The sequence below is a fragment of the Streptomyces sp. NPDC017448 genome, assembly GCF_044330565.1.
GTDB lineage: Bacteria > Actinomycetota > Actinomycetes > Streptomycetales > Streptomycetaceae > Streptomyces.
Genome location: NZ_JBIRLM010000001.1, coordinates 945,339 through 969,168, shown reverse-complemented (window position 1 = coordinate 969,168; position 23,830 = coordinate 945,339). Strand labels below are relative to the sequence as shown.

The window sequence follows — 23,830 nt, the reverse complement described above, 5'->3', positions numbered from 1 at the left end:
GTGGTCTCCGTGCGATCCCGGCCGGGCTCCCCGCCGCCCGGACCGCTCAAAGGTACCTGTCGAAGGTGTCCGGGCGGTACCTCGCGGTGGACGGCGGGGGCCGATCCGGCCCGGCCCGTCCTACGCCCCTAGCCACCGCTCGCGGAGCCGAGCCTCAGGGTCACGGTCTGTTCCCCGCCCCCGCGGGTCAGCTTGAGGTCGAGTTCGTCGCCGGGGCGGTGGGCCCGGATCTTCACGATCAGCTCCTCGCCGTTGTGCACCCGCTGGCCCTCGACGTGGGTGATGACGTCGCCGGACCTGATGCCCGCCTCGGCCGCCGGGCCGTCCTTGGCGACGGCGGGCCCGCCGGAGGCGTCCTTGGCGCCGACCTTGGCCCCGTCGCCGGTGTACTTCATGTCCAGCGTGACGCCGATGACCGGGTGGGTGGCCTTGCCGGTGCTGATCAGCTCCTCGGCGACGCGCTTGCCCTGGTTGATCGGGATGGCGAAGCCGAGGCCGATGGAGCCGGACTGGCCGCCGGACTCGGGGCCGCGCCCGCTGTCGGCCGCGCGGATGGCGCTGTTGATGCCGATGACGTGGGCCCGGGTGTCGACCAGGGGGCCGCCGGAGTTGCCCGGGTTGATCGGGGCGTCGGTCTGGAGGGCGTCGACGTAGCTGATGTCGCTGCCGTCGCCCTTCTCGCCGCCCGCGGTGATCGGCCGCTGTTTGGCGCTGATGATGCCCGACGTCACCGTGTTGGACAGGTCGAAGGGGGCGCCGATGGCCACCACCGGGTCGCCGACCCGGACGTTGTCGGAGTTGCCCAGGGGCAGGGGCTTGAGTCCGGAGACGCCGCGCACCTTGACCACGGCGAGGTCGTATCCGCTGTCCTTGCCGACGAGTTCGGCGGAGGCCGTCTCGCCGGTGCTGAACGTCACGGTGATCTCCCCGCCGCTCCCGGCCGGGGCGACGACGTGGTTGTTGGTGAGGATGTGCCCCTGGCCGTCGAGGACGAAGCCGGTGCCCGTGCCGGACTCGGCGGCGCCGCTGACGTGCAGGGTGACCACGCTGGGCAGGGCGCTGGCGGCGATGCCCGCGACGCTCTCGGGAGCCCGGTCGCCGTTGTCGCGGGCCGCCTGGGGCAGCTCGACGGTGGTCAGGCCGCCGTTGCGCTCGACGTACGCGCCGACCCCGCCGCCGATGGCTCCGGCGACCAGGGCCAGCAGGAGCGCCCCCACGAGCGCTCCGCCCCGCCGCTTCTTCCGCCGCCCGGGCTCCCCGCCCTCGGGGCCGGGCCGGGTCAGCGGCTGCCCCGGAGCGCCCCACGGGTCGTACTGGAGCCACTGCGTCTGCTGGTGCGGGGCGGCCGGGGCGTGGACCGGGGCCGGGTGGGGCCCCTGCTGCTCGGGGGCTCCGTGCGCCAGCTGCGGAACGTGGTTCGTCTGCGGGGCCCGGCCGGCATGGGGCGTGTGGGGCGCCGGGCCGGCGGGGGCGGCCGTGTGGAGCGTCTGCGGCGGGTGCGGGGCGTGCGGCTGGGGCTGTGGAGGCGGGAGCGGGAAGCTGTCGGCGGGGGCGGGGGGCGGGGTCGTACCGCCGCTCGCCGCCGCGTACTGCGGGCCGGGCGCCTCGGCACCCGGCGGTACGACGGTGCCGTGCGCGGGGGTCGGCCGCTGCACGGGCGGGGCAGGCGCCCACGGGCCGGGGTCGCCGTAGGGCGGGGTGCTGTACTCGTCGGGCTCGTGCAGGGGCTGTCCCGCCGCCCGGGGACGCGGAACGTCGGGGCCGGGCCCGGGGGTGCGGGCGGAAGCGTCCGGGGGGACGGGGCCGGGGGCATCCGGGGAGGTGGGGGAGGCCTGGGCGTCGGCCGAGCGCGCCGGGGCGTCCTGGACCCGCGCCGGGACGGCCTGCCCCGGGGTGTCCGCGGCCGAGGCCCGAGCGTACGGAACCCGGTCCTCCGGGGCCGGGGCGTCCGACGCCGGGGCGGGAGCGGCCCGGTCCTCCGCCGCCGGGGGCTGGGCCTCCGACGCGGGGGCCGGGGCGGCCGGCGTGGCCGCCGGGGCCGGGTCGGCGGCCGCTTCCGGGCGGTCGGCGCGCCGCGCCGTGGGGCGGCTCCACCACTTCGCCTGCGGCCCGGTGGGCTTCCCGTCGTCCATGCTCTCCCCGCAACTGGCCTCTGGACACCCCCCAGAGGCGTCCCTCACGGAATTCAACCAGGTTTGCGAATCTCCGCGCAGGGTCCGGTCAGGGGCGGGGTGAAAGCGGGCTCGCCAGATCGTTGGCGGGCACGCCCGGGAGCGTGGCCGAGGGGGCCGCCTTCGGCTTCGCCCCGCTGCCGAGCGCCGTCAGCAGCGGGGCGCCGGAGACAGCCGGGCGCACCAGCGGCGGCACGGACACGTTCAGGACGGGGAGCACGAAGGGGTGCCCGCCCGTCACCGGGCCGGCGAACAACCGCGGCGTCGGCGGCATCTGCCGGTTCACCGGCGGGGTGAGGGCCGGAGCCTTCGGACTCGCCCCGGTGAGCGCCGGAGGCACGCTGTTCGTGCCGGCCGGCGCCGTGCCGGAGGACCGCCCCGGCGCGAGGGCGTCACCGCCGGCCGCGGCGAGCGCACCGCCGCCCCGGCGGCTGACCGCCTGGGCGCCGTTCTCCGCACGGGTCTCCGCGTCGAGCGGAGAAACGTTGTTCCCGGCGCCCTCGGCGCGCAGGGAGGGCTCCGGACCGGAGTCGAGCGGCAGGGTGCCGCCCAGCGCGATGGCCGCGAGGGAGACGGCGCCGGCCGCGGCGAACGCGAAGCGCCGCCCGCGCCAGGGCGAGCGGTCCGCCTCGCGGGCCGCCTCGTGTATGCGGAAGACCGATCCGGTGGCGGGCCCCCCGGGCAGCACGGCGGTGGAGCCGTGCACGGCGGGGGCGTACCCGAAGCCGCTCAGCGGAGAGGCCGCCGTGTCCGCCCGCGTGCTGCCGCCGGACGGCCGCAGCGCGGGGAAGAACTCGTCGGCGAAGGGGCCTCGGCCGCCGAACGGCGCACCGGAACCGCTCCCCTCGCCGCCAGGACCCCCGGGGAGGCCCTGGAGACGGGCCAGGAACCCTTCGGAGGGCGACGGTGAAGCGGACATGGCGAAGGCGCTCTTCAGGCGGCGCTGGGCGTCGGCCTCGGCCTTGCACCTGGCACAGGTCGCCAGATGGGCCAGGACCCGCTCGCGGGCGTCGTGCTTCAGCTCGCCGTCCACCAGGGCGGCGAGCCGGTCCCCCAGGTGCGCCTCGGCAGGGGTGGGACCGGTCGGACCTGTGCCGCTCACGCCAGTCCGCCCTCCCCCGCAAGGATCGCGTCGGCCAGGGAGCGCTGCTCGGCGCGGGCCTCGGGCGAACGGTGCTTGAGCGCCTTGCGCAGGTGCGAGCGGCCCCGGTGGATGCGGCTGCGGACGGTGCCGAGCTTCACCCCGAGGGTCGCGGCGATCTCCTCGTAGCTGAGGCCCTCGATGTCGCAGAGGACGACGGCGGCGCGGAACTCGGGCGCGAGGGTGTCCAGCGCCTGCTGCACGTCGGCGTCGAAGTGGGTGTCGTTGAAGACCTGCTGCGGGGAGGGCTCCCGGCTGGGCAGCCGCTCGGCCGCGTCGTCCCCGAGGGAGTCGAAGCGGATGCGCTGCTTGCGCCGGACCATGTCCAGGAAGAGGTTGGTCGTGATGCGGTGCAGCCAGCCCTCGAAGGTGCCGGGCGTGTACGTCGACAGGGAGCGGAACACCCGGACGAAGACCTCCTGGGTCAGGTCCTCGGCGTCGTGCTGGTTTCCCGTCAGCCGGTAGGCCAGGCGGTACACGCGACCGCTGTGCGTGCTGACGATCTCTTCCCATGAGGGCGGGGTCCACGCCTGAGAATCCGCATCAGAGGCGAAGGTCGCGGTCGGTGCGGAGTCTTCGGAAGAACGGTCAGCAATGTCGGTCACGGATTTCGGCTCACCGGCCGACCTGAGAAGGCGCCGCAGCATCCCTCCCCGGCCCACAGGCGCAGCCGCACCTCCCCTATCGGCTCTGGTGGTGTCCAGTGGAGCCCCTACCATAGCCACCTCGCCCGTTAGCTCCGGATAAGCCTTTTCCCTGATGGGGCCGGGCGTCGCCCGGGTCTTCGGCTCAGCTCGGCGGCCCGCTCCGCGGGCCCGGTCGCTGCGCTTTCCCCACTCCTTGCACAACGCCCGGTCCCATCTGCGGGTTCCCGGCTCCAGCGGATACAGTCACCGTTGCGCCAACTACGGGGACAGGAGAGGGTCATTACCGCCAACCGGCAGACGAGCTGGGCGTTCGCCGACGCCTTTGTCGCCGAGGACGAAGCACTGCACGTGGCCCGGGAGCGGGCTCGCGAGCTGGGGCTTCGCCCGGTGTCACCGGGCACCGGCGCCGCGCTGCGCCTGCTGGCGGCCGCCGTGGACGCCAAAGCGGTGGCGGAGATCGGCACGGGCACGGGCGTGTCCGGCATGTATCTCCTGCACGGCATGCGGCCGGACGGGGTGCTGACCACCGTGGACCCCGAGCCCGAGCGCCAGCAGTTCGCCCGGGAGGCGTTCCGCGAGGCGGGTTTCGCCACCAACCGGGCCCGGTTCATCCCCGGCCGCGCCCTGGACGTCCTGCCCCGGCTCGCGGACGGCGGTTACGACCTCGTCTTCTGCGACGGCGACCGGCTGGAGAGCCTCGACGTGCTCGCTGAATCGTTGCGCCTGCTGCGCCCCGGCGGGCTGGTCTGCTTCGAGGGCGTCTTCGCGGACGGCCGCACCGTCGACTCCGCGGCCCAGCCGGCCGAGGTCCTCCGGGTGCGGGAACTGCTGCGCGCGGTGCGGGAGAGCCAGGAGCTGATGTCCACCCTGCTGCCGGTCGGCGACGGCCTGCTCTGCGCGGTCCGGCGCGGCTGATCCCGGACCGCCGGGGGATGCGCGTACGGCCCCGGGGAGCGGGGGCCCGCCGTGGGCCGCGCGGAACCCCGGACGCACCGCTGCCCCGGTACGGAGCTCCGTACCGGGGCAGCGGTGAAGGTGATGAGCGTTCCGCGTCAGCCGACGACCTTCTTCAGCGCGTCGCCGAGGGCATCGGCCTCGTCCGGAGTCAGCTCGACAACAAGCCGACCGCCGCCTTCGAGCGGAACGCGCATGACGATGCCCCGCCCCTCCTTGGTCACCTCGAGCGGGCCGTCGCCCGTCCGCGGCTTCATGGCCGCCATGCTCGTTCCCCTTCCTGAAACCAGCTCAATCGCAACCGGCGGCCCCATGACAGGCGCTGCCTCACCGGCATCGAACACATTGCTTCTTCGCCATTATCCCGCATCAACGACCCCGATGACCAACATCGGTCTGCATCGCTTGCGCAACGCGCTCGCGCAAAACCCCCCAATTCGGCGATCCGGCTGCGATACTGCGCGGCCCCGGGCCCCCAGGTGAGAGCCAATCGTTAGACGCAGGTCACATATCTGCCCAGCGCCGGATCGGCCATGCTTGCCTCTTGGGGCAACGATGCCCGACCAGCGAGGGGATACCGGAATGGCCGACGAGCCGGCGAACACCGTCCTGTACGACGTGAGCGAGGGGCTCGCGACGATCACGCTCAACCGACCCGACGCGATGAACTCGCTGAACACCGCGGCGAAGGTCGCGCTCCGGGACGCGCTGCTCACGGCGTCGGCGGACGCGGGCGTCCGGGCCGTTCTGCTCACGGCCACCGGCCGCGCCTTCTGCGTCGGCCAGGACCTCAAGGAGCACGTCGCCACGCTCGCGGCCACCCGCGAGGCGGGCGCGGGGAACGCGCTGAGCACGGTCCGGGAACACTACAACCCGATCGTGCGGGCGATCACCGAGATGGCGAAGCCGGTGGTCGCCGGGGTGAACGGCGTCGCGGCCGGCGCCGGATTCGGTTTCGCGCTGGCGGCCGACTACCGGGTCGTCGCCGACACCGCCTCCTTCACCACCTCGTTCGCGGGCGTCGCCCTCACCGCCGACTCGGGCGTGTCCTGGACCCTGCCCCGGCTGATCGGGCAGAGCCGCGCCGCCGATCTGCTGTTCTTCCCGCGCTCGGTCTCCGCGCAGGAGGCGCTGGAGCTGGGCATCGTCAACCGGGTCGTCCCGGCCGCGGAGCTGGCCGAGCAGGCGGCGGCGGTGGCCCGCACCCTGGCCGCCGGCCCCACGGTGGCGTACGCGGCGCTGAAGGAGTCGATGGCGTACGGCGCCGGGCACTCGCTGGCCGAGGCGCTGGAGAAGGAGGACGAACTCCAGACCCGGGCGGGCGCGTCGCAGGACCACGCCATCGCGGTGGAGGCGTTCCTCGCCAAGGAGAAGCCGGTCTACCTCGGGAGGTAGCCGCACGCCCGGCGCGCTCCGCCGGCCCGGCGGGATCGGACGGCTCAGCCCCGCGCTCTGCCGCCGCCGCGCGCCACGCAGTCCGCGAGGTGGTCGTCGACCAGCCCGCACGCCTGCATCAGCGCGTAGGCGGTGGTGGGGCCGACGAAGCGGATCGAGCGCTTCTTGAGCTCCTTGGCGAGCGCGGTGGACTCGGGCGTGACCGCCGGGACGTCGGCGAGGGTGCGCGGGGCGGGCCGGGTGGCGGGGTCGGGGGCGTAGGACCAGATCAGCTCGTCCAGCTCCCCGGCCGCCCAACCGGCGAGCACCTGGGCGTTGGCGAGGGTCGCGTCGACCTTGGCCCTGTTCCGGATGATGCCCGGGTCGGCCAGGAGCCGTTCCCGGTCGGCGTCGGTGAACCTCGCGACGGCCTCGATCCGGAATCCCCCGAAGGCGGTACGGAAGGTCTCGCGGCGGCGCAGGATCGTGAGCCAGGAGAGCCCGGACTGGAACGCCTCCAGGGAGAGCCGTTCGAACAGGGCGTCGTCGCCGTGGACCGCCCGGCCCCACTCGGTGTCGTGGTAGGCGAGGTAGTCGTCGGTGGCCAGGCCCCACGGGCAGCGCGGCTCCCCGTCCGGGGCGGGCAGGGCTCCGCCGCTCATCGGCCGTCCTCCTCGGCGGCGGCGTCCCGGCCGTCCGGCCGAGCGGCGGGCCCGGTGGGCCGGTCGAGGGGCTCGGCGGCCCGGTCGAGGGGCTCGGCAGGGCGGCCGAGGGGTTCGGCGGCCCGGTCGAGGGGTTCGGCGGGGCGGTCGCCCGGCTGCTTGAAGAGGTCGGCGCCCGTGGTCACCGCCGCCGCCCGGTCCCCGGCCAGGGTGGATTCCAGCTCGGCGATCCGGGCGTCGCGCTCGGCCAGCTCCGCGCCGAGCCGGGCCAGCGCCTCGTCGACGTCGGCCATCCGGTAGCCGCGCAGCGCCATCGGCAGGCGCAGGGCGTCGATGTCCGCCCGGCCGACCGGGCGGGCGGCGGGCAGCGGATCGGTGAACCGCTCGGGCGGTACGTCCTGGAGCACCGCGCTCCCGCCTCCGCCGACCACCGCGAGGGTGACCGCGGTGACGACCACGACCATCGTGAGCAGCAAGAACCAGAACACGCGCATCTCCCCGGGGGCGGCAAACCTCGTCCGGGTCCGATCGTGCCATGCGGCGCCGACAGGTCGGGGCCGCCCACGAAAGGCCGTAGGGTCGCAGCCGGACTATCTGAGGAGGAGAGACGGGATGCCGAGCGGTGCACTCAGGCTGGGGCGGCGGGAATTCGGTCCGCACGAGCCGGTGGTCATGGCGATCGTGAACCGGACCCCGGACTCCTTCTACGACCGGGGCGCCACCTTCCACGACGAGCCGGCGCTCGCGCGGGTCGAGCGGGCGGTGGCCGAGGGCGCCGCGATCATCGACGTCGGCGGGGTGAAGGCCGGTCCCGGCGAGGAGGTGACCGCCGAGGAGGAGGCGCGGCGCACGGTCGGCTTCGTCGCCGAGGTGCGCCGCCGCCACCCGGACGTGGTGATCAGCGTGGACACCTGGCGGCACGAGGTGGGCGAGGCGGTCTGCGAGGCCGGGGCGGACGTGCTGAACGACGCGTGGGGCGGGGTCGACCCGAAGCTGGCGGAGGTCGCCGCGCGGTACGGGGCCGGTCTGGTGTGCACGCACGCGGGCGGCGCGCAGCCGCGGACCCGGCCGCACCGCATCGCGTACGAGGACGTGATGGCCGACATCCTGCGGGTCACGCTCGGGCTGGCGGAGCGGGCGGTGGAGCTGGGGGTGCGGCCGGACGGGATCATGATCGACCCGGGCCACGACTTCGGGAAGAACACCCGGCACTCGCTGGAGGCGACGCGGCGGCTGGAGGAGATGGCGGAGACCGGGTGGCCGGTGCTGGTGTCGCTGTCCAACAAGGACTTCGTCGGGGAGACGCTGGACCGGCCCGTGAAGGAACGGCTCGTCGGCACGCTGGCGACGACGGCGGTCTCGGCGTGGCTGGGCGCGCGGGTGTACCGGGTGCACGAGGTGGCGGAGACGCGACAGGTGCTGGACATGGTGGCGTCGATCGCCGGCCGCCGGGCTCCGGCGGTGGCGCGCCGGGGGCTGGCGTAGGCCGCGCCCTCCCCTCCGGGCGCCTCCGCAGGGGGTTCCTCCCCCGCCCGGCGCCTCGGCAAGCAGGCTCCTCCCCGCCCGGCGCCTCCGCGGAAGGCCCCCGCCCGGCGGGCGCCGGGGCGCCGGCCCCGGCGCCCCGGCCCGGGAGCCGGCGCCCCGCTCCTCGGGCCGCGGGAGGGCGGGGAGTCAGCGCCCGACCTCCTTGGTCACCAGTCTCACCGCTTCCTCCACGTCGTCCGTCACGTGGAACAGCAGCAGGTCCTTCTCCGACGCCTTGCCCTGGGCGACCACCGTCTCGCGGAGCCAGTCGACCAGGCCGCCCCAGTAGGCCGTGCCGAACAGGACGATCGGGAAGCGGGTGACCTTGCCGGTCTGGACGAGGGTGAGCGCCTCGAAGAGTTCGTCGAGGGTGCCGAGGCCGCCGGGCAGGACCACGAAGCCCTGGGCGTACTTCACGAACATCGTCTTGCGGACGAAGAAGTAGCGGAAGTTGACGCCGATGTCGACGTGCGGGTTGAGGCCCGACTCGAAGGGCAGCTCGATGCCGAGGCCGACCGAGACGCCCTTGGCCTCCCGGGCGCCCTTGTTGGCGGCCTCCATCGCGCCCGGTCCGCCGCCGGTGATCACCGCGAAGCCCGCCTCGACCAGGGCCGTGCCGAGCGCCACCCCGGCCTCGTACTCGGGCGATCCGGCCGGGGTGCGGGCCGAGCCGAAGACGCTGATCGCGCTCGGCAGTTCGGCGAGCGCGCCGAAGCCCTCGACGAACTCCGACTGGATGCGCATCACCCGCCAGGGGTCGGTGTGCACCCACTCGGAGTCGCCCTCGGTGTCCAGCAGCCGCTGGTCGGTCGTGCCGGGCTGGACCTGCTCCCTGCGGCGCAGGACCGGGCCGAGCCACTGTTCCTCGGGGCTGACCGCGCCCTCGGGGACCTCCGCGCCGTCGGGAATCCGTGCGTCCTCGGCGTTGCCCATGTTCCGCTCCCTCCACCGACCTGCGTCGTGCTGGGTCGTACGTGTCGTGCTGCGTACGGCCAGCGTAGATCGGCGGGGGTTACGTACGGGGGAATGCCGTGCGTCAGCTGGTCAGCCAGGAGCGCAGCCGCTCCTCGCAGTGGGTGATCCGCTCGACGGCCACGTGTTCGTCGCGCTTGTGGGCGTACATGGGGTCGCCGGGCCCGTAGTTCACGGCGGGGACGCCGAGCGCGCCGAAGCGGGAGACGTCGGTCCAGCCGAACTTGGGGCGGGCGGTGCCGCCGACCGCGGTCATGAACGCCTGGGCGGCGGGGTGGGAGAGACCGGGCATGGCGGCGCCGGAGTGGTCGTCGACGACCATCTCCTCGACCCCGCAGTCCGCGAAGACCTCGCGGACGTGGGCGATCGCCTCCTCCTCGGTGCGGTCGGGGGCGTAGCGGTAGTTGACGACGACGGTGCAGGCGTCCGGGACGACGTTGGTGGCGACGCCGCCCTCGATGCCCACCGCGTTGAGGCCCTCGTGGTACTCGAGGCCGTCGATGACCGGGCGGCGGGGCTCGTACGCGGCGAGCTTCGCCAGGATCGGGGCGGCGGCGTGGACGGCGTTGGACCCCATCCAGCTGCGCGCGGAGTGGGCCCGCTCGCCCGTGGTGCGCAGGTGGACCCGGAGCGTGCCCTGGCAGCCGCCCTCGACCTCGCCGTCGGAGGGCTCCAGCAGGACGGCGAAGTCCCCCGCGAGCCAGTCGGGGTGGGCGTCGGCGATGTGGCCGAGGCCGTTGAGGTGGGCGGCGACCTCTTCGTTGTCGTAGAAGACGAAGGTCAGGTCGCGGTTGGGGGCGGGGACCGTGGCGGCGATCCGCAGCTGGACGGCGACGCCGGACTTCATGTCGGAGGTGCCGCAGCCCCAGAGGATCCCGTCGCCGTCGAGGCGGGAGGGGACGTTGTCGGCGATCGGCACGGTGTCGATGTGCCCGGCGAGGACGACGCGCTCGGCGCGGCCCAGCTCCGTGCGGGCGACGACGTTGTTGCCGTGGCGGTCGACGGTGAGGTGGGGGAGGGCGCGCAGGGCCGACTCGATCGCGTCGGCGAGCGCCCCCTCCTCCCCGCTGACCGAGGGGAGGTCGACGAGCCGGGCGGTGAGCGCCGGCCCGTCCAGGGTGAGGTCAAGGGTGCTGTCGGCCATGGCCACGACCCTAAGGGACCGAGATCTCGGCCCCGGCCGTACCCTCCAGTACGGTGGGCGCGTGCCCAGGACAGCCAGCCCTCGCCGACGACGCCTCCTCCGCTACGGGGCCGCCCTCGCCGTGCTCGCGGCGCTCGGCGGCTACCTGGCCGTGCAGTACGACTCCTCCGGTTCGAGGAATCCGCCGCGCTGCGTGGTGGAGGCGGGGGACGGGGACGAGGGCGGGACGCAGCGGTACGAGATGAGCCTCGCCCAGGCCGTGAACGCGGCGACGATCTCCGCGGTGGGCACCACCCGGGGCATGCCGGAGCGGGCGGTGACGATCGCGCTGGCCACCGCGCTGCAGGAGTCCGCGCTCCGCAACATCGACTACGGCGACCGGGACTCGGTGGGGCTGTTCCAGCAGCGGCCCTCGCAGGGGTGGGGCAGCGCGGAGCAGATCATGGACCCGGTCTACTCGTCGACGAAGTTCTACGAGGGGCTGGCCGAGGTCCCCGGCTATTCGCGGCTCCCGCTGACCGTGGCCGCGCAGCGCGTGCAGCGCAGTGGGTTCCCCCAGGCGTACGCGAAGCACGAGCCGGACGCCGCGCTGCTGGCGGCCGCGCTGACCGGGCGCAGGCCCGCCGCACTGGACTGCACCCCCTCCACCGCCACGGCGAACGGCCCCGGGGACGCGGGGCGGGTGCGGGCCGAGCTGGTGCGCGCCTTCGGCAAGGAGGTGCTGCCCGCCGCGAAGGCCGCGGGGGCCGCCGCCGCCTCGACCGTCTCCGTACCCGTACCGGCGGCCCCGGCGAAGGCCGGGGACGGGGGCGTGCCGCGGCGCGGCTGGGAGCTGGCGCACTGGGCAGTGGCGCAGTCCGAGGCGCTGCGGATCGAGCGCGTGAGCTACGCGGACCGGGTTTGGGAGGCCGGCCGGGGCTGGCGGACAGAACGCGCGAAGGGTTCGGAAACGGGCACGGCGACGGTCGGCATCCGGATCGCTCAGTAGTACGCCCCATCCCTCGTACGGGCCCCGGGGGCCCTGGTCCCGGACGTCTTCCGCACCCCCTTCCCCAGACTCGCATCCGCCCCTCGTTTCCCTTGCGGCGCAAGAGAAGTGACGGTTCATCGGTACACGGCGGTATGGATTGTTTGCCCGGGTTCCCGCGCTGCGGATAATCGGACGCATTACCCAGTCTTTACCTTTGCGTACCGCAACCTCCCCCGCCCCCGCAGCGGTTGTCAGGACGTCCGCTCACCGGACGGACGCATTCGTGCACAACCCGCTGAAGGAGCATCATGTCCCTCCCCCTGACCCGTCGGATCGCTCGTGCCGCGCTGCTGATCGCCGCAGGCGCGGCCCCCGCGGTCGGTGCGGCCGGCGCCGCGAGCGCCGCAGAGCTCCCGCAGACCACGGACCTGGGCGGCCTGACCTCGCTGGACGGCGCCGGCGTCGGCGACACCCTCGACAGCACCGCCCGCCAGGGCACCGAGGCGGCCGGGCAGACCGGCGGCCGGCTCGTGGGCACCGCACTTCCCGCCGCGGGCAAGGCCGTCGGCGGCTCCGCCAAGGTGGCCGTCCCGGCCGTCCAGGAGACCGCCGGCCGGACCGCGGGCAGCGCGGGCGAGGCCGTGGGCGGGGTGGCCGAGGCCGCCGGGGGCGGTCTGCCCACCGGCTCCCTCACCCAGGGCGGCCTGCCCACCGGCGGCCTGCCGCTGAACGGCCTGCCGATCGGCTGATCCACCGCCGCACGCGCGGGAGGGCCCGAGGAGTGCGCACTCCTCGGGCCCTCCCGCGCGTCCGGGTCAGGACAGGCGCTTGACCGCCGCCGCCACCCGCTCGTCGGTCGCGGTGAAGGCCACCCGGACGAAGTTGGCGCCCGCGGGGCCGTAGAAGTCACCCGGCGCGACCAGGATGCCCCGCTCCGCGAGGTACGCCACGGTGTCCCAGCACGGCTCGTCGCGGGTCGCCCACAGGTAGAGGCTGGCCTCGCTGTGCTCGATCCGGAAACCGTGCGCCTCCAGGGCCGCGCGCAGGGCGAGGCGCCGGTCGGCGTACCGGGCGCGCTGCTCGGACACGTGCGCCTCGTCGCCGAGGGCGGCGACGGTGGCCGCCTGGACGGGGGCGGCCGTCATCATCCCGCCGTGCTTGCGGATCAGCAGCAGCTCACCGAGGACGGCGGCGTCGCCCGCGATGAACGCGGCCCGGTATCCGGCCAGGTTGGAGCGCTTGGAGAGCGAGTGGACCGCGACGATGCCGTCGTAGTGGCCGCCGCAGACGTCGGGGTGGAGCACCGAGACCGGGTCGGCGTCCCAGCCCAGCTCCAGGTAGCACTCGTCGCTGAAGACCAGGACGCCGTGCTCGCGCGCCCAGGCGACGATCCGGGTCAGCTCCTCCTTGGAGAGCACCTTGCCGGTCGGGTTGGAGGGCGAGTTGAGCCAGAGCAGCTTCAGCCGGGCCGGGTCCAGCTCGGTCGGGTCGTCGTAGACGACGGGCTCCGCGCCGCAGAGCCGTGCGCCGACCTCGTACGTCGGGTAGGCGAGCCGGGGGTAGGCCACCTGGTCGCCCGCGCCGAGCCCGAGCTGGGTCGGGAGCCAGGCCACCAGTTCCTTGGAGCCGACGACCGGCAGCACGTTGGCGTGCGTGACGCCGACCGCGCCGAGGCGGCGTCCGACCCAGCCGGTGAGCGCGTCCCGCAGCTCCTCGGTGCCCCACACCGTCGGATAGCCGGGGCTGTCCGACGCGGCCACCAGCGCCCGCTGGATCAGGTCGGGGACCGGGTCGACCGGGGTGCCGACCGACAGGTCCACGAGGCCGTCCGGGTGGGCCGCGGCGGTCGACTTGTAGGGCGCGAGCCTGTCCCAGGGGAAGACCGGGAGGCGGGAGGAGACTGCGGACACGGGGCTCTGCTTTCTCGTGCTGATCTCGTACGGTGCGTTCCCGTACGGCCTGGGCCCGTACGGGATGTTCCGGCGCGGAAAACACCTCGGTCCCGCACGGGGACGAGCCGTACGGGACCGGGCCGCGCGTGGTGCCGCCGCTTACTGGTTCTGCGGGGGCAGTGCGGCGATGAACGCGTGGTCGCGCTCGATGAGGCCGAGCTTGGAAGCACCGCCCGGCGAGCCGAGGTCGTCGAAGAACTCGACGTTCGCCTTGTAGTAGTCCTTCCACTCCTCCGGAGTGTCGTCCTCGTAGAAGATGGCCTCGACCGGGCAGACCGGCTCACACGCTCCACAGTCGACGCACTCGTCCGGGTGGATGTACAAGGACCGCTGGCCCTCGTAGATGCAGTCGACGGGGCACTCTTCGATGCAGGCCTTGTCCTTCACGTCGACACAAGGCTGCGCGATGACGTAGGTCACGCTGTCGTTCCTCCTCGGTAGGGCGTTGGCTCTCGCGCGGGAGCGCGGCGTCGTCGATGCCCACCCCTAGTATCTCCGTTCTTGGGCACGAACCGAACAGGAGGGGCGGACAGAGCTGTGGAATTCACGATCGGCGGACGGTTGGACGTTCGCATCACCCGCGCTGACGTGGGCAAACGCGTGTCCGTGCGACGCCGGACGGATCTCGGCGGCGCGGGCGCGGAGTTCACCGACACGGTCGGGGTGCTCACCTCATGGACCGACGGTGTGCTCTCGATCACACGGAAGAGCGGGGAGTCCGTCCACATCGTGGAATCCTCCCTCGTCGCCGGGAAGGTCGTGCCCGCCGCGCCGGCCCGCCGACGCGGGCCCGCCGCCTCCTTCGAGGAGCTGGCCGCCGTGACGGCGCGCGCCTGGCAGCCCGTGGAGAGCGAGGCGCTGGGCGACTGGCGGCTGCGCGCCGCCGCCGGTTTCACCCGGCGCGCCAACTCCGTGCTGCCGCTCGGCGATCCGGGGCTCCCGGTCGGTGAGGCGCTCGGGCGGGTGCGCGCCTGGTACGGGGAGCGGGGGCTGCCCCCGTACGTCCAGACCGCGACCGGGGCCGCGGGCACGCAGGAGGTCCTGTGCGCGGAGCTGGAGCGGCACGGCTGGCGGCGCGAGGTCTCGGCCCAGGTGCGGATCGCCGCGCTGGCGCCGGTCGGTGACGGGGCTGCGGACGAAGCGGCGGTCCGGCTGACCCGCGAGCCGGACGCGGCCTGGCTCTCCCGCTACCAGCGGTTCTCCACCCCCGGACCGCAGGTGCTGCCCGTGCTGAGGAGCGGCCCTTCGGTCTGGTTCGCCACGGTCGCGGGGGACGGCGACGCGCCGGACGCGATCGGGCGGTGCGTGGTGGACGGCCGGTGGGCGGGGTTCCTGGCCGTCGAGGTGGCCCCGGAGCGGCGGCGGCGCGGACTCGCGACCGCCGTGATGACCGCGCTGGCCCGCCGCGCCCTGGACGAGGGCGCTTCGGCGGCGTGGCTCCAGGTCGAGGAGGACAACGAGGGGGCCCGGGCGCTGTACGACGGCATGGGCTTCGCGCTCCACCACCGCTACCACCACTACCGTTCGGCGTGACGGAACGCGCCGGGGCTTCCGGAGCCGGTCCCCGGACTCCCGGAACCGGTTCCGGGGCGGGCTCTCCGGGCAGGCCGACGGAGGGCTGCCCGGGCAAGCGGCGGTGACGGCCCCTCAGCCGTACGGCGGGCGGATGGGCGCACATGAACGGGGACAGGCACGGGGACGAGGGCAGGGGTCGGAGATGAGCACGCTGGATTCCGGGGCGGCCGAGCGGCGGCGGCGGTTCGCCGAGGAGGCCCGGTCCGAGCGGCCGGACCTCGCCCTGCTGTGCCTGCTGCTGGGGGCGGAGGCCGGACCGGTCGGCCCGGCGGAGGTCCGCCCGGTGGTCCCCGGGGAGGCCGACCCCGACCCGTACGGCATCGACGCCGCGCAGATCGAGCTGGACCGGCTGGCGGGCCTGCTGCCGTACGGCTCCCGCTCCCCCGCCGGCTGGGCCTCGGCGCTGGCCGAACTGCTGGGCGGGCGCTGCGGTTTCGGCGGCTCGTCGGCCGACTACCAGCGGCTGGACTCCTCGCTGCTCCAGCAGGTGCTGCGCCGCCGCCGGGGGCTGCCGATCCTGCTCTCCGTGGTCTGGATCGAGGTCGCCCGGAGGGCGGGAGCGCCGGTGTACGGGGTGGCGCTGCCCGGTCACTTCGTGGTCGGCTTCGGCGACCCGGAGCAGCCGGTGCTGGCCGACCCGTTCGCCGGGGGCGCGCCGCTGACCGGCCAGGACGCGGAGCTGCTGGTCACCAGCGCGACCGGGGCGGCCCTCGACCCGTCGACGACGACGCCCGCGCGCCCGCTGGAGATCGTGCTGCGCATCCTGAACAACGTCCGGGCGTGGGCGGCGGCCCGGCCGGAGCGCACCGATGTGGCCCTGTGGGCGGTGGAGTTGTCCCTGCTGCTGCCCTCGCGTCCGGCGCGGCTGCGCTACGAGCACGCCCAGCTCCTGGTCCAGCGCGGCGAGTTCCTGCGCGGGGCGGCGGAGATGGAGGAGTACGCGGAACTCCTCGACGGCATCGAGCCGACAACGGCCGAGAACATCCGGCGCAAGGCCCACGCAGCGCGCGCCCTCCTCAACTGAACCCTCACCGAACCGGCCATTCGGCGGGAATTCCCCGGCGCCCGGCCTGCTGACGGATGCCTACGGGTTCCCGAATACCCAGGAAAGAGCGAGACAGAGGGGCCGGCGAGCGCTGTGCGCTCCCGTTTTACATCCGAACGCCCCCTTCCGCGCCCAACGGGGACACTATTCGGCCCGTTTGTCGGCGTACGTGAGGGTCCATGCGCTCAACTGGAACCGTTACCCGACGCACATGACCCATCGCATTCCGCGTTGGGCGGGCCGCAAGAGGAAGACTGAGGGCAGATCTATGACAACCGTGCTGCTGGTCCACACCGTGCCGTTGTGGCGCGCTTCGCTGGCCTCGCTGCTCTGCGCGGGGCCGGGTATAGAGGTCCGGACCGCCGAACACGGTGCGATACGCGACGCCTTGGGGGGATCGAGCGCGGACGTGCTCCTCACCGACCTCGACTGTCCGGGCGCACTGGACGTCCTCGACGAGGTGAAGACGGTGACCGCGCCGCGCGGCGGCCCGTACCCGCTCGCCGTGCTCACCCGCAGCGACCGTCCGCGCGGCCTGCGGCGGGCGTACGAGGCGGGGGCGCTCGGCTACATCGACAAGTACCGCCCGGTGGACGACCTGTCCGAGGTGATGCACAAGCTGGCGGACGGCGGGCGGCACATCGACGAGTCGCTGGCGTTCAGTCTGCTCCAGGTGGCCGACATGCCGTTATCCCCCCGCGAGCTGAGCGTGCTCTCGATGGCCGAGGGGGGCGACACCGTGGCCGGGATCGCCGACCGGCTCCATCTGACGCCGGGGACGGTGCGCAACTATCTGGCCGCCGCCATCCGCAAGTCCGGGGCGCGCAACCGGCTCGACGCGATCAGACGGGCGAAGGAGGCCGGCTGGATCTGACGCCGGGCTCCCGCTCCTCGTCCGGTGCGACGGTCTCGCCCGGCGTACCCCGACCGGCGGTGGCCGACGCGTCCTGACCGGTACCGGCCGTCCCGCGCCGACCGGCGACGGCCACCGCGTCCTCCGCGTCCTCCGCGTCCGGTACGAGGGCCTCCCCCGGCGTGCCCGCCCCCTCCGCCCCCGGTAGGGAGTCCCTGCCCGGCGCGTCCGCCTCCTCCGGCTCCCAGAGGCCGGCCAGGTCGCGGTAGAGGGGGCTGGAGAGCAGGAGTTCGCCGGGGGTGCCGCACCGGGTGCGCGGGCCGTCCATCACCAGGGTCCGCCCGGCACGGCGGGCCGAGCTGAGCCGGTGGGCGACGACGACGAGGGCGCCCGGCAGGGCGGCGCACGCCAGCTCGGCCCGGGCCTCGGCGGCCGGGTCGAGCCGGCTGGTGGCCTCGTCGAGGATCAGCAGGGGCGGCGCGGCGAGGTAGGCCCGGCCCAGCGCGACGAGCTGCCGTTCGCCCTGCGAGAGCCGGCCCGGTTCGACCTCCGCGTCGAGGGAGCCGAGCCGGGAGAGCAGCGCCTCCAGGCCGATCGCGTCCGCCATGGCCGCGATCTCCCGGTCGCCGGCGTCGGGACGGAGGTAGCGGAGGTTGTCCCGCAGGGTGCCGCTGAACACATAGGCGTGCTGGGGCAGCAGCACCCGTACGGAGGTGGCGTCGGCCTCGCACACCGGCCGCCCCCGCCAGCGCACCGCTCCGCCGGTGGGCCGTTCGACCCCGGCGAGGACGGCGGCCAGGGTGGACTTGCCGCTGCCGCTCGGTCCGACGACCGCCAGGTGCTCCCCCTCCCCGACCGTCAGGGAGAGCCGGTCCAGGACGGGGTGGGCGCGGGGGCCGTACGCGAAGGTGGCCTCGTGGAGTTCGACGACCGGGGCTCCGCGGGACGGCGGGGGGACGGCGGCGGGCGGCGGGTCGTCGGCGGGCGGGGGCGGCGCGTCCGTGAAGCGGTCCAGGACCACGACGAGGCGGCCCCCGGCCGTGCCCAGCATCGTCATCAGCGCCTGGACGGCGGGGGCGAGCGCCTGGGTGAGATAGGTCAGCGCGCCGACGAGCGCGCCCGGGGTCAGCCCGTTCCGCAGCAGCCAGGGCGCTCCCAGGAGCAGCAGGAGCGGGGGGAACCGGCCGCAGACGGCGAGCGCCAGCACCCGTACGGCCGACCAGCGGGCCAGCGACCGGGAGGCGGCGAGCTGGGCGGCGGCCAGGGATCCGGACTCCTCCACGGTCCGCTCGGCGGCCCCGGCGGCGGCGATGTCGCGCACGGAGGCGGCCAGCTCGCCCGCGTGCGCCGCGTACGCCTCGTCGGCGGCGAGGTAGGCGCGCTGGCGGGCGGCCATGGGCGGCAGGGTGGCGAGGAAGAGGGCGGACCCCACGACCAGCGGCGGCAGGACGATCAGGAGGAGGGCGGGCGAGAGGGCGAGCAGGCCGGTGACGGCCCCGGCGGCGGTGAACGCGAACGAGCGCAGCGTCAGGACCAGTCCGGCCCAGCCGTCCCGGGCGATCTCACTCTGATGGGTGACCTGGGAGAGGGACCGGGTGCTGACGTCGCCGGAGCGGCCGAGTGCGCCGGACAGCGCCCGGGACACGGCGCGCCGGACCAGTCCGTCGCGCAGCGGCTCCACCAGGTCCGCGAGCCGGCCGAACACCCCGCGGGCGGCGAGCACGGAGGGCAGGACGGCGACCGCGGCGACGGCCAGCCAGAGGAGGCCGGCCGCCGGGCGCCCGGCCAGGAAGCCGTCGTCGAGGGCGCGGGCGACCCCGTACCCGCTGAGGAAGGTCTGCGCGAACTCCAGCAGCGACCAGCCGGCCAGCCGCAGGACCGCCCCGGTGCGCGCCCGCAGGAAGGGCCGGGCCTCCCGGCTGACGCGGCGCAGGGCGGTGTCGCGCCGGGGGCGCGGAGCCCCGGCGTGCGCGGTCCCGCCCCCGGTGGGCGGCACCGCGTCGTTCACGCCGTCGTCCCCGCCGTCGTGCTCCTTCATCGGGTTCACCGGGCCGCCTCCGCTCCGGCCCGCTCCCGGTGGGCGTCCGGGGGGCCGCCGCGGAAGACCGCCCGGTACTCCGGGTCCGCCCACAGCTCGTCGTGGCGGCCGGTCGCGCGGAGCCGTCCGTCCTCCAGCCAGGCGACCCGGTCCGCCCGCGCGGCCGAGGACAACCGATGGGCGACGATGATCCGGGTGCAGCTCCCCGCCTGCGCGTCGAGGGCGCGGCGGACGTGGTGCTCGGTCACGGTGTCGAGGCTGGACAGCGCGTCGTCGAGGATCAGCAGCCGGCCCGGGTGGGCGAAGGCGCGGGCCAGACCCAGCCGTTGGCGCTCGCCGCCGGAGAGCGGGGCGTCGGCGACCGGGGTGGCGTAGCCGTCCGGGAGCAGGGCGAGGAACCCGTCGGCGCGGGCCGCGCGGGCCGCTTCGCGCACCGCGTCGGGCGGGGCGGTCCAGGGGCCGTAGGCGATCGTGTCCTCGACGGTGGTCCCGGGGAGGGAGGGCCGGGCGAAGGCGTACGCCACCTCACGGCGCAGCCGGGCCGGCTCCATGCCGTCCATCGGCACGCCGTCCAGCAGCACGGCGCCGGTGTCCGGGTCCAGCAGCCGCCCGGCGACCGCGGCCAGCTGCGACTTGCCGGAGCCGGAGCGTCCGACGACGGCCAGGGACGTGCCGCCGGGCACGGTCAGGTGGACGCCGGTCAGCAGCGGTTCGCCGTCCTGTTCGACGCCGACGTCCCGGAGTTCGAGGCGCCCGGGGGCGTCCGGGACCGGGCCGAGGCCGCGGTGCGGCAGCGGAGGGAGGGTGAGGAGGGGTTCGAGGGCGTCGGCGGCGGCGCGGCTGCGGGCCAGCGAGCCGAGCGCGCCGGTCAGCGAGCCGATGCCGACCGCGAGGCTCGCGTAGCGGGAGGCGGCGACCAGTTCCCCGACGCCGATCGCGCCCGCGCCGAGGCGGAGTCCGGCGGCCGCGAGGACCAGCAGCATGAGCAGGGGCAGCAGAAGCCCGCTGCGGCCGACCGCCCGCCCGTACACCTCCCAGGTGCGTCGGCCGTGTTCGGCGAGGACGGCCAGGGGCTCCAGGACGCGGCGGTGTTCGCGGGCGGCGGTGCGGGCGGCGCGGATGGTGTCGGCGCCTTCCAGCGCCTCGGTGAGCCGGTGGGCGATGAGCGACTGGGCGCGCTGGTAGTCGGCCCCGGCGTCGGCGGTCCCCCGGGTGAAGGCGCGCAGCAGGAGGACGAGGAGGGGTGCGCCCACCAGGAGGGCGGCGGCCGTCCACACGTCGATGAGGAGGAGGCCGCCGAGCGCGCCCAGCGGGAGCAGGACGCCCGCGACGGCTCCGGCGGCGGTGGCGGGCGCGGAGGCGGCGTCGGCGGTGCGGGCGGTGAGCCGGGCGGTGAGGTCGCCGGTGGGCAGGGCGAGGGCGCGGCGGGGTTCGGCGGCCAGGAGGCGGGCGGCGGTGCGGGCGCGCAGGGACGCGGTGAGCCGGGCGGTGGTGGTCGTGCCGGTCACGGCGGCCGCCGCGTCGAAGCCGGTCTCGGCGAGGGTCAGCGCGGCGCAGAGCAGCAGCCCGGACCAGGGCACGGGCCCGCCGGAGACGAGCCGGTCGACGGTGTGGCCGAGGGTGGCGGGCAGGGCGAGGGCGGCGAGCGCGCCGCCGGTGGAGCAGAGGAACAGCCAGGCGAGGGCGGCCGGATGCCGCCGGGCGAGCCGCCGGACGCCGGACGCGCGGACCGGGCGGGGGTACAGCGGCACGGGTCGCCTTTCCGGTCGGCGGGACGGTCGCCCGAGGGGGCCGGAGCCGTCATCGGAGGGGCGGGACAGCCCTGGGCGGGGCCCCGGGTCGCTGGTCCGGCCGGTCGGACGGCCCCCGGAGGAGCGGGGTTCGGGTGCATGTGGCACGGGAACGTGGCCGGCCGGCCCGCCGGTGGTGATCACCGACGGGCCGGCCGGGGTGGATCACGGGGTGCAGAGGACCACGCTGAGGGAGCTGTACTCACAGACCAGCAGCGAGACCTGGCTGCCCGTGGCGAGCTCGCCGAACGAGTCCTCGGCCGGGGTGTCCATCGCCTGAAGGTCGAGAAGCGCCATGATGATGTCCTTTCGGGGACGGTTGTCGTACAGAACGGTGTTGCTACGACCCCTGGAGGGGCCGGTCCGTGGGGCCGCCGAGGCGGCCGGGGTGCGCCGCCGGGGCGGCGGGCAGGAAGGGAAGTCCGACGGGGACGCCGTGTGCGGCGGCCAGGGCGAGCAGCACGCCGGCGGTCCCGGTGGCCAGGTCCATCGACAGGCGCATCAACTGCTCGCCGGGGAAGGCGAGTCCGCCGCCGTACGCCAGTACGTGGCTGCCCAGCAGGTCGAGGTGGCGGTCGATCGCCCGCTGCCGGTCGGCCCCCTCGCAGAGCGGGGTGGCCGCGAGGTGGGCGAGGAGTCCGGCGGAGCCCCGGAACAGTCCCGGCTGCACGTAGAAGGCGGAGCGGGCGGCCGGCAGGAGGGCGCGGCCCGCCTCTTCGAGCGCGGGGTCCGGGCGCTGGGCCAGGTAGGCGTCGACGACGGCCGCGATCCCGGCGCTGCCCGAGCCGAGGTACGGCATCAGCCGTCTGCCCTCGACGACCAGGAGTGCGCCGTCGTCGCCGGTCCGGCACCGCTCCAGGTCGCGGTGGAGCGCGGCGGCGGCCAGGTCGAGGAGGGTGCTGTCGCCGGTGGCCTCGTACCGGCGCACCAGCAGCAGGGCGACGCCGCTCGCGCCGTGCAGCAGCCCGGTGCGGGGCGAGGGCGGTCCCTCGGTGAGCGCGCGGGCGGCGAGGGCGGTGCAGCGGTCCGCCGCGGCGGAGAGCGCCGGGGCGTCGGCGGCGGCGGTGCGGGCCAGGTCGTCGAGGGCGAGGCCGATGCCCGCGTACCCGTTGTGCAGGCCGGGGGCCAGGCCCTCCAGCGGCTGGTCGAGGATGATCCGGAGGAGGTCGGCGGCCTCGGCGGTGCGGCCGATCCGGTGCAGGGTCCAGGCGATGCCGGTGAGCCCGTCGTAGAAGCCGAGGGGGCTGCCGGACGCCGGGGCCTTGGCGTGCCGCAGGAGCCAGTCCTCGGCCTCCGGGCAGGGCGGGGCACCGGTCTCGTGGAGGGCGTAGAGCACCCCGGCCGCCCCGTACGCGAGGGACTGGCCGCCGGTGGCCGTGGCGAACTGGGCGATGTCCCCGGGGAAGCAGCGGTCGTCGCGCTCCGGGGTGCGGGAGGCGGTGATGGCCCGGACCAGCGCGTCCCGGCCGCGCGGCCACTCCCGGAGGTCGGAGGCGGAGGGGCCGGGGGCGGGGCGGCCGGAGGCGGAACCGGGTGCCGCAGCCGGGGCCGGCGCCGACGCGTCCCGGCTGCCCGTCTCCCCCGCCCCGCGCAGGATCTCCGCGACCGCCGGGCGCAGCGCCTCCTCCGCGACCGGGAAGACGCGGGCGATGTCGTGGGCGAGCCCGGCCGCCTTGGTGCGGTCGATGCCGAACAGGGTGGTGAGCGGCAGGTACAGCGCGAGCCGCAGACAGGCCAGCGCGTACCGGTCGATGTCGGTGCCGCGCCGGTCGGCCGGGGCGACGAAGGCCGGGTTGGCGACGATCTGGCGGCGGCGGTCGGCCGCCGGGAAGGCCGCCTCGAAGTCGAGCAGGCTGATGCGGGAGCTCTCCTCGTCGACCATGACGTTGCTCATGTGCAGGTCGCTGATGACGATGCCCCGGGCGTGCACCGCCTCGACGGCGCGCTCGATCTGCCCGTAGACCTCCTCGGCCCACGCCGCGTGTTCGGCGAGCAGTTCGGGCGACGGGTGCTGCCGGGCGAGCGGGAAGCGGCGGGCGAAGACGGTGTTGAGGGTGGCTCCGGGCATGTACTGCAGGACCAGGAAGTGGTGGTCGCCGACCTCGAACACGTCCCGGACCGCCGGTACGCACTCCAGCCCCGCCAGGTGCTCCAGGGCGGTCCGTTCACGGTCCAGCCGGGCGACGGCGTCCGCCCCGTCGGCGGCCAGACCGGCGTACGGGCGGGCCTCCTTGAGGACGACCTGCTCGTCGGTGCGGGTGTCGCGTCCGAGGTAGACCCCGCCGCCGTTGGAGAAGTGCAGCGCCTTCTCCACGGTGTACGGGAGGCCGGCGAGGCCCACGGCGGCACGGGCTTCGAGGTGCGGGGCCAGGAAGCCGGGCGGGGTCACCCAGGACGGGACGCGGAAGGCGGGCCCCCGGTCGTCCGGGACGAGCCGGCCCCGGGGGTCGGCCACGGCGGGCACGGGCCGCCCGTCCGGACCGGAGCAGAAGCGGGCGGCGAACGCCCCGTACCGGGTGTGCACGGGGCCGTTCCCGCACCGCAGGTCGCTCAGGATGTACGGGCCGTGCTCGCCCTCCAGCAGCTTCATCAGGGCGGTGCACACCTCGGGGAACGCCTCGTCGGACGGCGGGTACACGGTGATGAACTTCCCGCTGCCCGCCCGGTCCGCGTACTTGGCGTTCCGCAGCGCCAGCAGCCCGGGTCCGGGCACGCACTTGAAGGCCAGCCGCTGCGCCAGGCAGTGGGCGACGACCCGCTCCAGCACGGAGTCCGCGTTGTCGAGGGCGGCGGATATGTGGAGCTTCCAGCCCTGGGGCGGCAGCCGCAGCCCGTCGGGGCTGTAGGAGAGCCAGTCACCGCGCCGGGAGCGGGTCCACCCCCGGGGGGCGGAGCCGCGGACGGCCGAGTAGAACGCCTGCTCCTCGTCGCCGTTCCCGGCCGGTCCGAGGGCGCGGTGGGGTGCGTCGTAGAAGCGGCGGTCCGCCTGGCAGTACGCGGCGTACTCCGGATTCACGC

General features: G+C 75.2%; 22 protein-coding genes. 8 read left to right on the top strand and 14 right to left on the bottom strand.

Translation table 11 applies throughout. The features are described 5' to 3' along the window. Positions 1-128: 128 nt before the first annotated feature. From ACH4K1_RS04315 to sigE, 3 genes are all read right to left on the bottom strand, one after another. Positions 129-2,132 (bottom strand): trypsin-like peptidase domain-containing protein, encoded by a 2,004-nt coding sequence (locus ACH4K1_RS04315; RefSeq protein ID WP_398086439.1) that lies wholly within the window; start codon positions 2,130-2,132, stop codon positions 129-131. 88 nt (positions 2,133-2,220) lie between these two features. Then, on the bottom strand, positions 2,221-3,273 hold the full coding sequence (locus ACH4K1_RS04310; RefSeq protein WP_398086436.1) for an anti-sigma factor family protein: 1,053 nt from the start codon (positions 3,271-3,273) through the stop codon (positions 2,221-2,223). Next, positions 3,270-3,959 (bottom strand): RNA polymerase sigma factor SigE, encoded by a 690-nt coding sequence (sigE, locus tag ACH4K1_RS04305; protein WP_228990526.1) that lies wholly within the window; start codon positions 3,957-3,959, stop codon positions 3,270-3,272. The genes ACH4K1_RS04310 and sigE overlap by 4 nt, the downstream gene beginning before the upstream one ends. A gap of 249 nt (positions 3,960-4,208) precedes the next feature. Here sigE and ACH4K1_RS04300 point away from each other — a divergent pair, with 249 nt between their 5' ends. Further along, a complete protein-coding gene (locus ACH4K1_RS04300; RefSeq protein WP_398086433.1) occupies positions 4,209-4,874 on the top strand; it encodes an O-methyltransferase in 666 nt (221 codons plus the stop codon). Positions 4,875-5,011: 137 nt separating this feature from the next. Here the strand turns inward: ACH4K1_RS04300 and ACH4K1_RS04295 are convergent, their stop codons facing one another. Next, positions 5,012-5,179 carry a DUF3117 domain-containing protein gene (locus ACH4K1_RS04295; RefSeq protein WP_003966491.1) on the bottom strand — a complete coding sequence of 56 codons (168 nt, stop codon included), beginning with the start codon at positions 5,177-5,179 and terminating at the stop codon, positions 5,012-5,014. 316 nt (positions 5,180-5,495) lie between these two features. Here ACH4K1_RS04295 and ACH4K1_RS04290 point away from each other — a divergent pair, with 316 nt between their 5' ends. Then, positions 5,496-6,308, top strand: a complete 813-nt coding sequence (locus ACH4K1_RS04290; RefSeq protein ID WP_398086431.1) for an enoyl-CoA hydratase/isomerase family protein — start codon at positions 5,496-5,498, stop codon at positions 6,306-6,308. A 44-nt stretch (positions 6,309-6,352) separates the two neighbouring features. Here ACH4K1_RS04290 and ACH4K1_RS04285 read toward each other — a convergent pair whose 3' ends face one another. Together ACH4K1_RS04285 and ACH4K1_RS04280 are read right to left on the bottom strand one after the other, a co-directional pair. After that, entirely contained in the window at positions 6,353-6,949 is a 597-nt protein-coding gene (locus tag ACH4K1_RS04285; RefSeq protein ID WP_398086428.1) for a DNA-3-methyladenine glycosylase I, read from the bottom strand. Then, entirely contained in the window at positions 6,946-7,443 is a 498-nt protein-coding gene (locus ACH4K1_RS04280; protein ID WP_398086425.1) for a DivIVA domain-containing protein, read from the bottom strand. The genes ACH4K1_RS04285 and ACH4K1_RS04280 overlap by 4 nt, the downstream gene beginning before the upstream one ends. 118 nt (positions 7,444-7,561) lie before the next feature. On the opposite strand from ACH4K1_RS04280, the gene folP reads away from it, so the two are divergent. Next, on the top strand, positions 7,562-8,434 hold the full coding sequence (gene folP, locus ACH4K1_RS04275) for a dihydropteroate synthase (RefSeq protein ID WP_398086423.1): 873 nt from the start codon (positions 7,562-7,564) through the stop codon (positions 8,432-8,434). Between the two features lie 186 nt (positions 8,435-8,620). On the opposite strand, the gene ACH4K1_RS04270 is transcribed toward folP, so the two are convergent. Together ACH4K1_RS04270 and dapE are read right to left on the bottom strand one after the other, a co-directional pair. Beyond that, positions 8,621-9,406 carry a TIGR00730 family Rossman fold protein gene (locus ACH4K1_RS04270; protein WP_398086420.1) on the bottom strand — a complete coding sequence of 262 codons (786 nt, stop codon included), beginning with the start codon at positions 9,404-9,406 and terminating at the stop codon, positions 8,621-8,623. A gap of 103 nt (positions 9,407-9,509) precedes the next feature. Next, positions 9,510-10,589 (bottom strand): succinyl-diaminopimelate desuccinylase, encoded by a 1,080-nt coding sequence (dapE, locus tag ACH4K1_RS04265; protein ID WP_398086417.1) that lies wholly within the window; start codon positions 10,587-10,589, stop codon positions 9,510-9,512. Positions 10,590-10,650: 61 nt separating this feature from the next. Between dapE and ACH4K1_RS04260 the strand changes: the two genes are divergently transcribed. Then, positions 10,651-11,577 (top strand): hypothetical protein, encoded by a 927-nt coding sequence (locus ACH4K1_RS04260; protein WP_398086414.1) that lies wholly within the window; start codon positions 10,651-10,653, stop codon positions 11,575-11,577. Between the two features lie 290 nt (positions 11,578-11,867). Further along, on the top strand, positions 11,868-12,308 hold the full coding sequence (locus ACH4K1_RS04255) for an ATP-binding protein (protein WP_398086411.1): 441 nt from the start codon (positions 11,868-11,870) through the stop codon (positions 12,306-12,308). Between the two features lie 66 nt (positions 12,309-12,374). On the opposite strand, the gene dapC is transcribed toward ACH4K1_RS04255, so the two are convergent. Beyond that, positions 12,375-13,469 (bottom strand): succinyldiaminopimelate transaminase, encoded by a 1,095-nt coding sequence (gene dapC / locus ACH4K1_RS04250; protein ID WP_398086409.1) that lies wholly within the window; start codon positions 13,467-13,469, stop codon positions 12,375-12,377. Positions 13,470-13,610: 141 nt separating this feature from the next. Continuing rightward, positions 13,611-13,931, bottom strand: coding sequence for a ferredoxin (gene fdxA / locus ACH4K1_RS04245; RefSeq protein ID WP_018956287.1), 321 nt, complete (start codon positions 13,929-13,931; stop codon positions 13,611-13,613). 117 nt (positions 13,932-14,048) lie between these two features. Between fdxA and ACH4K1_RS04240 the strand changes: the two genes are divergently transcribed. The 3 genes from ACH4K1_RS04240 to ACH4K1_RS04230 all read left to right on the top strand — a co-directional run bounded on the left by ACH4K1_RS04240 (position 14,049) and on the right by ACH4K1_RS04230 (position 17,005). Then, entirely contained in the window at positions 14,049-15,044 is a 996-nt protein-coding gene (locus tag ACH4K1_RS04240) for a GNAT family N-acetyltransferase (protein WP_398086408.1), read from the top strand. A gap of 184 nt (positions 15,045-15,228) precedes the next feature. Beyond that, entirely contained in the window at positions 15,229-16,110 is an 882-nt protein-coding gene (locus tag ACH4K1_RS04235; RefSeq protein WP_398086406.1) for a transglutaminase-like domain-containing protein, read from the top strand. 289 nt (positions 16,111-16,399) lie between these two features. Beyond that, positions 16,400-17,005, top strand: coding sequence for a LuxR C-terminal-related transcriptional regulator (locus tag ACH4K1_RS04230; RefSeq protein ID WP_398086403.1), 606 nt, complete (start codon positions 16,400-16,402; stop codon positions 17,003-17,005). On the opposite strand, the gene ACH4K1_RS04225 is transcribed toward ACH4K1_RS04230, so the two are convergent. The 4 genes from ACH4K1_RS04225 to lanKC form a co-directional block, all read right to left on the bottom strand. Next, positions 16,974-19,022: an ATP-binding cassette domain-containing protein gene (locus tag ACH4K1_RS04225; protein ID WP_398086607.1), complete on the bottom strand. Its 2,049-nt coding sequence runs from the start codon at positions 19,020-19,022 to the stop codon at positions 16,974-16,976. The two genes, ACH4K1_RS04230 and ACH4K1_RS04225, sit on opposite strands and share 32 nt — an antisense overlap. Before the next feature lie 5 nt (positions 19,023-19,027). After that, entirely contained in the window at positions 19,028-20,773 is a 1,746-nt protein-coding gene (locus ACH4K1_RS04220; protein WP_398086401.1) for an ATP-binding cassette domain-containing protein, read from the bottom strand. 204 nt (positions 20,774-20,977) lie between these two features. Continuing rightward, positions 20,978-21,109 carry a SapB/AmfS family lanthipeptide gene (locus tag ACH4K1_RS04215; protein WP_003966507.1) on the bottom strand — a complete coding sequence of 44 codons (132 nt, stop codon included), beginning with the start codon at positions 21,107-21,109 and terminating at the stop codon, positions 20,978-20,980. Between the two features lie 43 nt (positions 21,110-21,152). Further along, the gene (gene lanKC / locus ACH4K1_RS04210) at positions 21,153-23,828 is read right to left on the bottom strand and encodes a class III lanthionine synthetase LanKC (protein ID WP_398086398.1); all 2,676 of its coding nucleotides are present in this window, start codon (positions 23,826-23,828) and stop codon (positions 21,153-21,155) included. Positions 23,829-23,830 lie beyond the last annotated feature (2 nt).

Coding starts and splice junctions, on each gene's coding strand:
- ACH4K1_RS04215 (WP_003966507.1), bottom strand. CDS start 21,109: ATGGCGCTTCTCGACCTTCAGGCGATGGACACCCCGGCCGAGGACTCG.
- ACH4K1_RS04290 (WP_398086431.1), top strand. CDS start 5,496: ATGGCCGACGAGCCGGCGAACACCGTCCTGTACGACGTGAGCGAGGGG.
- ACH4K1_RS04230 (WP_398086403.1), top strand. CDS start 16,400: ATGACAACCGTGCTGCTGGTCCACACCGTGCCGTTGTGGCGCGCTTCG.
- ACH4K1_RS04280 (WP_398086425.1), bottom strand. CDS start 7,443: ATGCGCGTGTTCTGGTTCTTGCTGCTCACGATGGTCGTGGTCGTCACC.
- ACH4K1_RS04225 (WP_398086607.1), bottom strand. CDS start 19,022: ATGAAGGAGCACGACGGCGGGGACGACGGCGTGAACGACGCGGTGCCG.
- dapE (WP_398086417.1), bottom strand. CDS start 10,589: ATGGCCGACAGCACCCTTGACCTCACCCTGGACGGGCCGGCGCTCACC.
- folP (WP_398086423.1), top strand. CDS start 7,562: ATGCCGAGCGGTGCACTCAGGCTGGGGCGGCGGGAATTCGGTCCGCAC.
- ACH4K1_RS04235 (WP_398086406.1), top strand. CDS start 15,229: ATGAGCACGCTGGATTCCGGGGCGGCCGAGCGGCGGCGGCGGTTCGCC.
- ACH4K1_RS04315 (WP_398086439.1), bottom strand. CDS start 2,132: ATGGACGACGGGAAGCCCACCGGGCCGCAGGCGAAGTGGTGGAGCCGC.
- ACH4K1_RS04255 (WP_398086411.1), top strand. CDS start 11,868: ATGTCCCTCCCCCTGACCCGTCGGATCGCTCGTGCCGCGCTGCTGATC.
- ACH4K1_RS04285 (WP_398086428.1), bottom strand. CDS start 6,949: ATGAGCGGCGGAGCCCTGCCCGCCCCGGACGGGGAGCCGCGCTGCCCG.
- ACH4K1_RS04295 (WP_003966491.1), bottom strand. CDS start 5,179: ATGGCGGCCATGAAGCCGCGGACGGGCGACGGCCCGCTCGAGGTGACC.
- ACH4K1_RS04270 (WP_398086420.1), bottom strand. CDS start 9,406: ATGGGCAACGCCGAGGACGCACGGATTCCCGACGGCGCGGAGGTCCCC.
- sigE (WP_228990526.1), bottom strand. CDS start 3,959: ATGCTGCGGCGCCTTCTCAGGTCGGCCGGTGAGCCGAAATCCGTGACC.